9 protein-coding genes and 2 pseudogenes are annotated in these 12,178 nt (G+C 41.1%); 5 read left to right on the plus strand and 6 right to left on the minus strand.

Annotation, left to right across the window (positions count from 1 at the left end; translation table 11 throughout):
• Positions 1-63: 63 nt before the first annotated feature.
• The 3 genes and pseudogenes from FTV30_RS14060 to FTV30_RS14070 form a co-directional block, all read left to right on the plus strand.
• Positions 64-432, plus strand: a pseudogene (locus FTV30_RS14060) (IS1-like element ISAba3 family transposase); the annotation flags it as partial.
• 388 nt (positions 433-820) lie between these two features.
• Entirely contained in the window at positions 821-2,308 is a 1,488-nt protein-coding gene (locus FTV30_RS14065) for a SulP family inorganic anion transporter (RefSeq protein ID WP_005146104.1), read from the plus strand.
• A 12-nt stretch (positions 2,309-2,320) separates the two neighbouring features.
• A complete protein-coding gene (locus tag FTV30_RS14070) occupies positions 2,321-3,172 on the plus strand; it encodes a universal stress protein (RefSeq protein WP_180001798.1) in 852 nt (283 codons plus the stop codon).
• Positions 3,173-3,417: 245 nt separating this feature from the next.
• Here the strand turns inward: FTV30_RS14070 and FTV30_RS14075 are convergent, their stop codons facing one another.
• The 5 genes from FTV30_RS14075 to FTV30_RS14095 all read right to left on the minus strand — a co-directional run bounded on the left by FTV30_RS14075 (position 3,418) and on the right by FTV30_RS14095 (position 10,638).
• Positions 3,418-3,984 carry a recombinase family protein gene (locus tag FTV30_RS14075; protein WP_120376091.1) on the minus strand — a complete coding sequence of 189 codons (567 nt, stop codon included), beginning with the start codon at positions 3,982-3,984 and terminating at the stop codon, positions 3,418-3,420.
• Positions 3,985-4,163: 179 nt separating this feature from the next.
• Positions 4,164-5,030 carry a hypothetical protein gene (locus FTV30_RS14080; protein WP_004676005.1) on the minus strand — a complete coding sequence of 289 codons (867 nt, stop codon included), beginning with the start codon at positions 5,028-5,030 and terminating at the stop codon, positions 4,164-4,166.
• Entirely contained in the window at positions 5,021-6,265 is a 1,245-nt protein-coding gene (locus FTV30_RS14085) for a hypothetical protein (RefSeq protein WP_180001799.1), read from the minus strand. The genes FTV30_RS14080 and FTV30_RS14085 overlap by 10 nt, the downstream gene beginning before the upstream one ends.
• On the minus strand, positions 6,262-6,894 hold the full coding sequence (locus FTV30_RS14090; RefSeq protein ID WP_004676008.1) for a hypothetical protein: 633 nt from the start codon (positions 6,892-6,894) through the stop codon (positions 6,262-6,264). The genes FTV30_RS14085 and FTV30_RS14090 overlap by 4 nt, the downstream gene beginning before the upstream one ends.
• Before the next feature lie 24 nt (positions 6,895-6,918).
• Positions 6,919-10,638, minus strand: coding sequence for an ATP-binding protein (locus FTV30_RS14095; RefSeq protein WP_078390059.1), 3,720 nt, complete (start codon positions 10,636-10,638; stop codon positions 6,919-6,921).
• Positions 10,639-11,358: 720 nt separating this feature from the next.
• Between FTV30_RS14095 and FTV30_RS14100 the strand changes: the two genes are divergently transcribed.
• Together FTV30_RS14100 and FTV30_RS14105 are read left to right on the plus strand one after the other, a co-directional pair.
• Complete coding sequence (locus tag FTV30_RS14100; protein WP_004668307.1) at positions 11,359-11,715, plus strand: type II toxin-antitoxin system RelE/ParE family toxin; 357 nt, start codon at positions 11,359-11,361, stop codon at positions 11,713-11,715.
• On the plus strand, positions 11,708-12,010 hold the full coding sequence (locus tag FTV30_RS14105) for a helix-turn-helix domain-containing protein (protein WP_001140620.1): 303 nt from the start codon (positions 11,708-11,710) through the stop codon (positions 12,008-12,010). Before FTV30_RS14100 ends, FTV30_RS14105 begins: the two co-directional genes overlap by 8 nt.
• Before the next feature lie 41 nt (positions 12,011-12,051).
• On the opposite strand, the pseudogene FTV30_RS14110 reads toward FTV30_RS14105, so the two are convergent.
• Positions 12,052-12,177 (minus strand): annotated as a pseudogene (locus FTV30_RS14110) (IS6 family transposase); the annotation flags it as partial.
• Position 12,178 lies beyond the last annotated feature (1 nt).

Here is a 12,178-nt window from a genome sequence, read left to right on the forward strand (position 1 = left end):
TTTGGTAGTGTTTCAAAAAGTATGCTGAAGAAAAAGCCGATTGGATTTTGATAAAATAGAGAAATGCAAATAACTCTAGCAATCAAATGTCCAACCTGCCTCAGTGATAGTATAAAGAAAAATGGTATCAAAGTAGATGGGAAACAAAACTATCAGTGCAAAGACTGTAAACGTCAGTTTATTGGTGATCATGCACTGAGCTATCTAGGATGTAAGTCAGGTATTACTCGTAAAATATTACAGTTGATGGTCAGAGGCAGCGGTATACGAGATATTGCTGAAGTTGAGCGCATCAGTATCGGTAAAGTTTTACGTACTTTAACTGAATCAACCTATGAAATTCAGCCTCAGCAAAGTCATTATGAATCTCTCGAAGTAGATGAGTTCTGGAATTTTGTTGGAAATAAAAAGAATAAACAATGGCTTATTTTTGTTCAAAAGTCATATTTTACCTCGGAGAAACCGGACATTTTTATTGGTGAGAATATAGACACTTTAAATGGGTTCTAACACTCTCGTTTCGTATAACAGCCATTATGTTAAATGGACATAAATCAATTCTAAAATTATCTATGATCATTCTTACTTTTACTTCAGTACTGCGGTTAGGGTGGATAGAAAAGGGCCTAACTGCTATCATTGCCCCCGAAACCCTCCAAAATAGATATCTTTCTTAATATGACACTTACGCCACCATAAGTTTATTTATCTCTTAAAACAGTAAATAACTCATCACTGTCTAGTGATGTGGTGTAGTAGCTTGTGTGTCATATATCACATCACTAGCCTTTCCTAAAATTTAAAAAAATAGGCTATTTTCATGTTATCCACTATTCGAGAACAATGGTTCTCCAATATTCGCGGGGATGTTCTTGCGGGTATTGTTGTTGCTTTGGCTCTAATTCCTGAAGCAATTGCCTTTTCAATTATTGCAGGTGTCGACCCTAAGGTAGGGTTATATGCTTCATTCTGTATTGCCGTGGTGATTTCTTTCGTAGGCGGTCGTCCAGGGATGATTTCTGCTGCAACTGGTGCTATGGCTTTATTAATGGTCACACTGGTTAAAGAGCATGGTCTGCAATACTTATTAGCAGCCACAATTTTGACAGGATTTATTCAAATCCTAGCAGGCTATCTAAAATTAGGTGCATTGATGCGCTTTGTGTCAAAGTCGGTTGTGATTGGCTTTGTGAATGCCTTGGCTATTCTAATTTTTATGGCCCAATTGCCTGAACTCACCAATGTGACATGGCATGTCTATGCGATGACAATTGGTGGTTTAGCCATTATTTATCTATTCCCCTATATCCCAGTAATAGGCAAGCTTTTACCCTCTCCCCTCATCTGTATTGTACTCCTCACGCTCTTTGCCTTGTTCATTGGTTTAGATGTAAGAACCGTAGGTGATATGGGGCAATTACCAGATACTCTTCCAATTTTCTTGCTTCCTGATATTCCTTTAAATCTTGAAACTTTAGCTATTATTTTGCCTTATTCACTGGGATTAGCAGCCGTCGGTTTGCTTGAATCTATGATGACAGCAACGATTGTCGACGATTTAACAGATACCACCAGTGATAAAAACCGTGAGTGTAAAGGACAAGGCGTTGCCAATGTCGCTTCAGGCTTCTTAGGCGGAATGGCAGGCTGTGCCATGATCGGTCAATCAATTATTAATGTGAAATCTGGTGGTCGTACCCGTTTATCTACCTTTAGTGCGGGGGTCTTCCTGTTAATTATGGTGGTGTTTATCAGTGACTGGCTCAAAGTCATTCCAATGGCTGCACTGGTTGCCGTAATGATCATGGTTTCAATCGGAACATTTAACTGGGATTCACTGCGCAATATTCGCCAATATCCCTTCTCTAGCAATATCGTAATGATAGCGACAGTGGTTGTGGTTGTTGCCACACATAACCTGGCTTATGGCGTATTAGTCGGTGTTCTTCTTTCTGCATTATTTTTTGCTAACAAAATTGAACGCTACATGGCAATTCAGTCCGAATTTAATGAACCTGAAAGTACCCGTACTTATACGGTGACGGGTCAAGTGTTCTTCAGCTCGGCAGATAAATTTACGTCTGCATTTGATTTCAAAGAAGCACTTTCAAAAGTTGTGATTGATGTTAGTCAGGCTCACTTTTGGGATGTGTCTGCGGTCGCTGCCGTAGATAAAGTGGTCATTAAGTTTAGACGTGAAGGAACAGAAGTCGAACTGATTGGAATGAATGAAGCCAGTAAAACGTTAGTCGATAAGTTTGGTATCCATGATAAGCCAGATGCTTTAGATCGCTTAAATAGCCACTAAGAGGGATGAATTATGTCAAAAATTATTGCATGTATTGATGGATCATTAGCAACAAATACCGTTTGTGATTATGCAGCTTGGTTTAGCGATAAATTGAATTCACCTCTTCAGTTATTGCATGTCATTGATAAGCCAAAAGCGAAAGCACCACAAGATTTAAGTAGTGCAATTGGTCTAGGAAGTCGAGAAACCTTGCTAAACGAGTTGGTTGAACTGGAAGAACGTAAGGGGAAAATTGAGCTAGAGCATGGCCAAATTCTTCTTCGGGAAGCAAAAAACTATCTATTGGAGAAGTTCTCTATTGATGCTCAAAGCTTTCAACGCCATGGCAGTCTTTTAGAAACAATCATGGGAATGGAAGAGGATATTCGAGTTCTTGTTATGGGTAAGCATGGAACTGAAACCGAGCACAATTCCAGTAAAGTTGGAACCCATATTGAAAATGTTGTTCGTGCTCTTCATAAACCCGTGTTAATCACATCCTCACCGTTTAGTCCACCTCAGTCATTTTTAATTGCTTTTGATGGAAGTCCTACTGCACGTATTTGTGTAGACAAAATTGCAAATAGCCCTTTATTAAAAACCCTGACAGCTCATGTGGTATATGTTGGTAAGCCAAATAGTGATATGACATCACAAGTCACTTGGGCAAAAGAGCTACTTGCAAATAATGGTTTTGATGTCATTGATAGTGTGCTTGAAGGTGATGTTGAGAAATCTATATTGGATTATCAAGAAAAAAACGTTATTGATATGATTGTGATTGGTGCATATGGTCATTCAAAGATACGCCAGTTTTTTATTGGTAGTACGACGACCAAATTGTTATCAAGTTCTACAAAACCAGTATTATTACTAAGATAATTTTTACAAGATAAAGGGATAGTTAAAAACTATCCCTTTTTTAGAATTTCTAAAATTAACATAATACACCTTATACGTAATGTGTTATAATTCCACTTAGAAATCAATGCTGTAGTTTCTAGTTGATAGCCCACCTTCCCCAAGGTGAGCTTTTTTTGTGATTTTTCACGTTCCACGCTTAAAATTCGAACAGTGTTTCATGATTTTTATAAGTTAAACTAAATTTAGTTGCTAATCCCAATAAGCTATTCACTAACTTGTAAATATCGGTATACCGCCTGACGACTAATCCCAAAAGCTTTCCCTAATGCCATTTTCGATGGATACGTCCCCTCCTTCCATGCTTGTCGTAAAGCTTCAGCTTGGTCAGGCTTTAGTTTATGCACCCGACCTTTGTACTTCCCCTGAGCAGAGGCGAGTTTTATTCCTTCCTTTTGCCGCTCTAAAATGATCTCACGTTCGAACTGTGCAAAAGCACCCATCATTTGAAGCATCAAATTATCCATCGGGGTGGATTCGGCTGTAAAAGTAATATTTTCTTTTACAAACTGGATGGCGATCCCTCGTTTGACCAGTTTATCTACTTCAGTGACCAAATCTTTTAGGCTTCGCGCAAAACGATCCATTGAATGTACAATCACCCTGTCCCCTTCCCGGACATAGTTCAACATTTCCTGAAATTTAGGTCGGTCAGTATTTTTACCTGAAGCACGGTCAACAAAAATCCGGTCGACCTCAATTCCTTCAAGTTGACGTCCAGTGTTTTGCTCGACAGAACTTACCCGGACATACCCTACTTTTTGGCCTTTCACTTTTTCACGCCCCAATTGGATAAAAATGAACAATTTCGTAAATTATAATTCTTTAACACTAAAGTTACATGTTACTTATGATTAAAAATCATTTAAATGATACATAATTTCATGAACTTTCAGATTGTAACTTTAGGGTATAGTCTAAAGTAACACCTTGAACTTTTGCAACAGTGCCCTTAAATTGCTATACACACCAATGGACCAAGCCGGTTCACGTTCTCTTGCATAACTGCAACTTTATTGAAGTTCACATGCTTCAAGATCGCTTTCATCGGCTCCGACATGCCTTCGGTTTCCGACAAATCCGAAATGTACTCTGACTGGTCTACATACTTATAGAAGTTGTTATCAGGGTGTTGTTCTTTAATGCTTTGCCAACATTGGGGAACCATCACAGAGACTGGTCTGATCAGGTTGAAATTATTGGCGATATTCAACCCATACAGGTCGAAATCGGTATACACCGCTACCGGACATTCTTCTGGCAGAACTTCAAGCAACTGATTGACTGACCGGCAGTTCTTACCATGCCCCCTGTAAAGGAATAGGCTGTCTTGCCATTCGAGTGGAACTTGCTGATACCAGTCCGAAATCCGTACAAGCATAGTGCCATTCTCAATAATGATCAGCTTCCTGATTTTTTCTACTGCAAGATGCTCTAAGGACACGGCTGTTGTCACGCCAGGATGTGCAATGTGCATCTCACCGGACTTTAACGGTAGTTGTGCATTGATCGCAGCAAACCAAAGCTGCTCACCGAAAACGCTGGCATTGCCAGACTTTTCATCTATACGATGATCAGCAAGCGATATTCGGTCTGCATTGGAGTCATACGTTACCTCTGGCTCCGTTTTTACATGCTTTCCGTACAGAACCCGAAGCACATCAAGATCTGATTCACTTAGATGCAGCTCACGTTTGATGATGCTGCCGATCTGCATGTCTTTGTTCAGCATTGTCCATGTCTTGTTAAGCTTCACCACTCTGGTTTTAAGCTGTAAAACCGTCTGAATGATTGAGAGTTCTCTTTGCCCTAAGCGCATTGCATCACCTTTCCGTTGCTGTCTTTGCGACGAAACACGATATCTGAAATGTAGTAGTTGCCATTATATTTAGCATCCGTTTCACCCACTAACTGCAACTCAAGATGGTTTGAGTGGTTGAGTTCAAACTCATACAGGAGGCGACTAATCCAGTATTCAAATTTGCATCCAGGCTCTAGGCGTATGTAGGCGTTCTTTGCTGATATTTCATTGATTGCCGGACTGCCAAAAGCGTCAAAGAAGAAAAATGCAGCTTTATCCAGAGATGAGACTGCCTTCACTATCGTATGCGTTGCCTTCTCTACCGGTGGGCGTTTTTTTTCAACAACTGGACCATCTTTTTTAACACGCTTCTGATTGGCTGTCTGAGCTACCGCAGATAAAGTGTTCTCAAAATCCTCAAGGTAGATATCGGCACGAGCTTTCAGCTTGATAAGTGGTACACGACGGAAGCTATCAGGTGCCTTGTTGAAATCAATATCGGCATTCAGCGTCCGGTTGTTGGCAAAATGACGGTGCAGCGCATCAATCAGATTGATTCGCTCCTGGGTTTTTATGTCCTTTTTCCATTCAAAGAGTTGCTTGTCCAGTCGGTGATGGCTGTGGTTCATTTCTTCAATGGCTTCAAACACGCTTGGCTTGAGACGTTTGGAGATCACTCTCTGCAAGTCTGCATCACCTACCGCCAATTCATCCATCGTATTTGGTGAAAGGATTTCCAGTGCCGTAATTAGCATTTTGGCAGTCTTTAAGCTTTGTTCAGCCTTACGCATTTTCATGTCGTAGTTGTTGAACAGCGACAGATACTCAAAGCACTGATCGGCAAAATTGGTCATGTTCTCGCTGATATTGTTTGAAAGCTCAATAATCAGGTCACTTGCTTCAACCTTTAATACTTCGGCACTTTCCGGGTCCTCGACTTTTGACAAGGCATAGTCGGTACTCACCGTTTTGATACGATCAATCAGACCGCTAATGTCGGGTGCGGAAATGTTGCGTTTCTTTCTGTTTTTATAGAAATTCACAAACTCAATGACGAAGTTTCTTAGATGCAGCGTGTTTTTTTCTGCATCCAGATACCCAAGATCGCAAGACAGCAAATTATCAATCAAGGATTTGTTTGATTCATTGACCTGAATAGACGAACTGGTAAACATGATTGCTTCGGCAATAGCATCAATGTTTGCAGAGAAAACCTTCGCCCCACGTTCAGCCGGATTCACGAAGTCGATCATAGTAACTCGCCCTGCTCCACATCATCTGTTTGAGTGATATCAATCGCATTGTGTTCGGCAAGGTACTCAGCTTCATCGTAGAAAATCGACCAACGTGAAGTTGCCAAAAACTCAGTACCCACAACCCCAACCGGCACTAAATATTCGCGCTGTACCAAAAACTGAATAACACCGTTGATCTGGTCTTTCACTGTGCTTGCGGTCTTACCCAACTTTGCAGAGAGTTCTTTTAGCCCTTTTTGGACATGCTTGGACTTCTCCACTTCAACCAGGATTTCACCAGACGTAATTCTGTCGCCTCCAATCAGAGGTTCATTGCGCCCCCCTGCCTTTCTGAACAGTCGCAGCCAGTCCACAAGTGGCTCCATTTTGCTGACGTTTTCCTCAAACTGTTTGGTGATGACCTTTTTGATCTCAGGGTCACTTTCAATATCAAGGTAAATCAGGAAATACCCACCACCGCACGGTGTCTGAATACACTTTTTGCCTAGAAAACTAATATGGTTGTTTAGTTGATCTAAAAATTCGACATCATTCAAAAACTCAAAGTTCTCAAAATCACTCCACTGGTCAATTAGATAACCTTCTAATAATTTGGTCGCTACTTTTGTTAATCGTTTATCAGCCATTTAAAATTCTCCACTTTTTCCCTATTAGACTGGTTCTGCTGCAAGCAATGGGTTATCGCCTTCGATTTCCAGTGGAACAACAGTGCTGACACCATTGGCTCCAACAATGTAGAGATTCTTAAACTTGTGGTTAGAGGTTGAGTTTTCCGGTTGAGCACAGACCAGATAGATTTTGTTATGGTCCATCATGTCGAACAGCAAATTGGTGTTGATCGCATCAAAGTTGCCAATCTCGTCAAGCGGGATATGGATGTAGGTCGAGTTATCAGGGCATAACTTCCGTGACAATGCGAGGAACATGATCAGCACCAGAATACGTGACGTTCCTGTACTCCCTGCACTGGTAAAGTCGTTGTCAGTACGCAGCTCGGCAAGACGACCATTGTTCATCACGCTCATTTTCAGACGTACCATAGAGCGGATATCATCAGTATGTCCTTTGGTGCTTTCAATTGCCTTTAAGGTGTATTCACAGCAACGAATGAAATCCTCGCTCGGAATGGAGCTGCTTTGCATGTTTTCAAAGGATTGATAGTCCTCACACTGCAAAACAAACTGATTGAGCTGATCTAGGGTGTTCTTGTCATTCAGCACACTTTCCAGATTCATTGAGAAGTCAGTGAATGCCTTGAACTTGTTGCTACGGTTCAGGTAGCCAGACAGTTCCGTAGATACGCTCTTTAAACGCTTATTTAGATTAAGGATTTCCTGAATATAGTTACGCAACTGAGCCGATTTATTACGGAAAATGTTTGTGACTGCATCATGCTTTTTCGGCAAGTCGTAGTCCATGATGCTTTCGATGGTAGACATGGAGTTAATGGTGTTCATGGTTTCACTGGTAGTCCCCATACTCTCCATCTTTTCCTCAAACAGCTTGAACAGAGAGAAGGCTTCATATTTGCGCAGTAATGCCTTAGAAGCGTTTGTCTGCAAGCGTAATTGATAAATCTGTTTCTTCTGTGTATCAGCCAACGTACCCAGATCACGAGAGAAGCTGTCGAAGCTTAAAAACTCAGGTCGATCTACCTCTACCAATAGGATATCGTCATCGAACAGGTTTTCGATTTCACGCCCCTGTTTATCCAGCTTTTTGATTTTCTCCCTGAAATCTTGTGCACTCGCTTCAAGATTGTCCACTCTTGTACGAAGGGAGGTTCGGACTTGTTCAAGCTCACTTTCCAGTTTGGAAAGATTGTGGCTGTATTCAGATACAAGTTTCAGAGCTTGGTTCATGTCCTCGATATGGTTCTGCTTGTACTGATAGTGGTTTTTCTTCCACATATCGTACTCAGCCAAAATGCTTTCATAGCCTTTGACTTTGGTGTGCTGTGCAATCGCAGCCTTGATCTTCATTTCTGCCTGTTTCAGGATATTTTCATCCACGCCTTGCTCACGCAGTTTGCTGTGATACAGGTTGGTCAAATCATCCATCTTGGCTTGATAGCTGCTCTCTAGCTGCTTTTCCTTTGTGGCAATCAGGTCAAGCTTGATACGCAAGTCTGCATAGGACGCATCATAGCTCTCCTTTAAGCCATTTTTTTCAAGCATGTTGGCTGATCGAAGCTCACCACGTTTCTTCGGCTCAATCTGATTGTTGAAAGTTTGCAGCTCGTATTTCGCTCTATTTACAGCTTCTTGCTCAATACGTGTAGCTTCTGCCTTCTTCGCTTTCAGCTCTTTCTCAGTCTGGTCATAAACCTGTCGGGCTTGCTGCTTCTCGTTTTGCAGGGTATTTAACTCATTTTCGAGTTTAACAACTGCAATATTGGTCTCGTTGATCTCTCTATGGATGGACTGAGCCAGATGCGATTGCTTGTCGTACTGCTCAACCAAAGAAGCCGTGTAAATCTCGGCATCTTTCAGACGTATTTGTAGTTGCTCAAGACTGTCGGCTTCCCCTGGAATCTCCAACTTGTTCAGGTCTATTTCAAGACCATAGAGGCTTAGCGCATTGGCATTCACGCCAGTTTGCCAGACAGGGTTCAGGTTGGTTTTGAAGAAAAGCTCAGGATTGATGACCTTCGCAATGGTAGTACGCCAGTCCACATCTTCATTCGGTGCATCATTCAGGAACCGTAGCAAGGTGTCTTTCTGGAACAGGGTTGTACGCAGATTCTCTTCTGACTGCTTGGCTTTCTCAAGCTTGGCTTTTAATCCATTAAGATCATACTGCGCCTTGTTTTGATCAAAATTAAGTTGTTTAAGCTTGTTTTGAGCCGCTTTCAATTCGTCAGACTTTGCAGACAAGGTATTCTCTTTGACTTCATAAGCCAACTTGAGGCGCTGTAGCTGTAGGTTTTCTTCATCCGTAAACAGTGTTGATTGGTGCATGCGCTCCATAGCTGCTGACTGGATATCCAGAAGCCTTTGACGTTCACTGGAAATTTCTTGATCAAGAATTTGGAGCTGTTCAGCCTGTTTGCGCTCAAGCTCTTTCACCTTGAGATCAAAGCGGTTTCGCAACTGGTTGATTGCCTCCTGAACCTCGTTAGATTCAGCATTAAGGGCTTCACTGGATGCCATTTTTTCACGAAGCAAATCTGCTGAATGCTTGTCGTACTCGCGGTTGATATTTTCGTAGCTTTCAGTCAAAAACTGTTTGTATTTCTTCGCTTCTTCAATCTCGTTGAAGTAGTGCGCACGTTTCTTATATTCCTGTTCCATGACGGAAATATTCATGTCTTGATAACGTCTTTCCGCAACTTCAATATCATGAATTGCCTGTTTAAAGTTACCTGCAGACTTTTCTTTTACTGCAATCAGCTCTTTGACTTGTACAATCTGGTTATTCAGGTTACGGACTGTCTCATTCCCTTTGTTCTTTACCGCATAGATTTCATGCTCTATCGAACTGATCTGCTGCTCGTAGTTCACCACATGGTCCCGGAGTACCAACAGGTGTGCATGAAGCGCATTAAAGGAGGCTAAGACCGCATTCTTTAACTGAATGCCAGAGATAATCTTCTGCTTTTCCGATTGAAGGCTTTGTAGGGCTTTCACATCATTGATGGTTGCTAACCAATCTGCGGTAGAGGTTGGTTTTGTTTTGATTTTCTCGTTGTCCAAATACGCTTCAATTAACATGGTTTTGAAGTTTGAGACAACATTGTTCTGGTTAATCGTTACCTGGGTCAGATTGCTCAGGAATTTTAGCTGTTGTTTGCTTCCAGACAGTGAATAGCGGTTGCATAAATCACGAAGGTTTCTTTCACCTGTCAGTCGTGATTTATCTGCAGTCAGCGTATAGATATATTCAGGGATGCTGTCGATCTGACGGCTCACATCAACGCCAGATTTATAAACCTGATCAAATACGTCTTTCACATTCTGAGAAAGACCCAAGATTTCCAGACTGCTCTCACTTAATAGCGTATCTTCCGCGCATCCATCAACAAATCGGTAGTTGTGCTTGCCCTGATTATTATTGCGATACAGCACCACACACTTTGTACCTGAGTGAGCAAGGTATTCAAAAATCACCATGCTTCGACTGCTCGGCAAATAGTAGTCTACGAAATTTTTCTTGTTTGCAGCTTTCTCTATTAACCCATTTGGTGAGGCACCAAAGAAAATAGGAATCAGGTTCAGGAATGAGGTTTTCCCTGCACCGTTGATACCGGTAATGTTTGTATGACCACCACTAATATCAACTCGGAATAGTTTAGATGAAAGAAAAGAATCATAAAGAATGATTGACTGTAAACCTTTCATAGAGGTTTCTTGAGGGTTAATAATACTCATTATATACCTTTTATAAATATTCATAAGTCTAATGGATACTTCAATTTTAAATAAAAACTGTAACTTTCCCTGATCTTATACTTTTATTAAATATAATGGCGGTTATCCGACATAGACACCAACATATCAAACCGTCCGCTAAGAAAATTGCAAAAGCGCATATTCTAAAAGCGGACATTTTTACTTTGGAGAAACCGGACATTTCTACTTTGGGCTTACAACACTTGTATATTAATTGAAATATCAGCAACTTATTAAAATCAGAAAAATGCAAAAATGAGCAAAAAGCCGATTTTGAAACAAGTCGGCTTTTTTATGAGCAGTTTTGATAGTTCTTGCCAATAATTCTGTATAGAAAATGATCAATTTTGGCATTTTCCCAATGTTCTCAGCTCTTCCAGGGCGAAAACTATCCCCAATTACTGTGGATGAAATTTAGGCTATTTTGTACGCCCTGGCGCACAACAATCTCGGCTCTTTGCGGCTACCTGGAACAGTGGAATTTTCCTATGATGAAGCCATAGAGAACAGGATGTTCCAAACAACAAGAATAAGAAAGATCGCACCAGGAACGTGAGGTAAGACAGGAGTCATACTTAGCAACCCAATATGAAAAACCCCGGCAGGATGCCGGGGTTTTTTATTGCCTATCCTTTCTCATTTGCAAAACAAACATAATGCCCCTAAAATATAGACTATAATCTATATTTTGGTTGTGGTATGTGGACAGTCATTACGACAGATCTATTTAATCAGTGGCTTGAACAGCAAGATGAACCTACACAAGAGAAGGTCCTAGCTGCCCTGGTTGTTCTACAGCAGCAGGGACCGAGTTTAGGCCGTCCTTTAGTAGATACTGTGTATGAGTCTAAATTTACCAATATGAAAGAACTGCGTGTTCAACATCGCGGTAGACCCTTAAGAGCTTTCTTCGCATTTGATCCCTTACGACAGGCTATTGTTCTATGTATTGCTGATAAAGGCGGTAAAAAGCGTTTTTATAAAGACATGCTGGATATTGCAGATGAACAATACCAACTTCATCTCACTACCCTAGGAGATAAATCTAATGGCTAAGACTCTGCAAGAATTGTTAGCTAGCCGCTCTCCAGAGAGCCAAGCCCGTATTCAAAAAATGGCTGATGAATTACTGCTAGAAAATCAGCTTCATCTTATTCGTGAAGAACTCGAAATTTCTCAAAAAGAGCTTGCTGAAACTTTGGGAATAAAACAGCCATCGCTTTCAGCAATAGAAAATCGTGGCAATGATCTTAAGATTTCAACCATGAAAAAGTATGTTGAGGCAATGGGTGGGAAGCTCCGTATTGATGTAGAGCTTCCAACAGGAAAACATATAGGATTCAACGTTTAACAATAAAAATGGGAGCTATAGGCTCCCATTTTTAGATTCGTATAACGTTGAACCCAACGGTAAATAGTCGTGTGATCAACATTCACACCCCGTTCGGCCAGCATTTCCTGCAGTTCACGATAGCTAATGCCATATTTACAATACCAGCGCACAGCCCAAAGAATGATT

The sequence above is a fragment of the Acinetobacter sp. YH12255 genome, assembly GCF_013417355.1.
In the GTDB taxonomy this organism is placed as follows: domain Bacteria; phylum Pseudomonadota; class Gammaproteobacteria; order Pseudomonadales; family Moraxellaceae; genus Acinetobacter; species Acinetobacter pseudolwoffii.

Excerpts from the sequence above, each read along its gene's own strand:
- FTV30_RS14070 (WP_180001798.1), top strand. The coding sequence starts at position 2,321 with ATGTCAAAAATTATTGCATGTATTGATGGATCATTAGCAACAAATACC.
- FTV30_RS14100 (WP_004668307.1), top strand. The coding sequence starts at position 11,359 with ATGTGGACAGTCATTACGACAGATCTATTTAATCAGTGGCTTGAACAG.
- FTV30_RS14065 (WP_005146104.1), top strand. The coding sequence starts at position 821 with ATGTTATCCACTATTCGAGAACAATGGTTCTCCAATATTCGCGGGGAT.
- FTV30_RS14095 (WP_078390059.1), bottom strand. The coding sequence starts at position 10,638 with ATGAGTATTATTAACCCTCAAGAAACCTCTATGAAAGGTTTACAGTCA.
- FTV30_RS14085 (WP_180001799.1), bottom strand. The coding sequence starts at position 6,265 with ATGATCGACTTCGTGAATCCGGCTGAACGTGGGGCGAAGGTTTTCTCT.
- FTV30_RS14080 (WP_004676005.1), bottom strand. The coding sequence starts at position 5,030 with ATGCGCTTAGGGCAAAGAGAACTCTCAATCATTCAGACGGTTTTACAG.
- FTV30_RS14105 (WP_001140620.1), top strand. The coding sequence starts at position 11,708 with ATGGCTAAGACTCTGCAAGAATTGTTAGCTAGCCGCTCTCCAGAGAGC.
- FTV30_RS14090 (WP_004676008.1), bottom strand. The coding sequence starts at position 6,894 with ATGGCTGATAAACGATTAACAAAAGTAGCGACCAAATTATTAGAAGGT.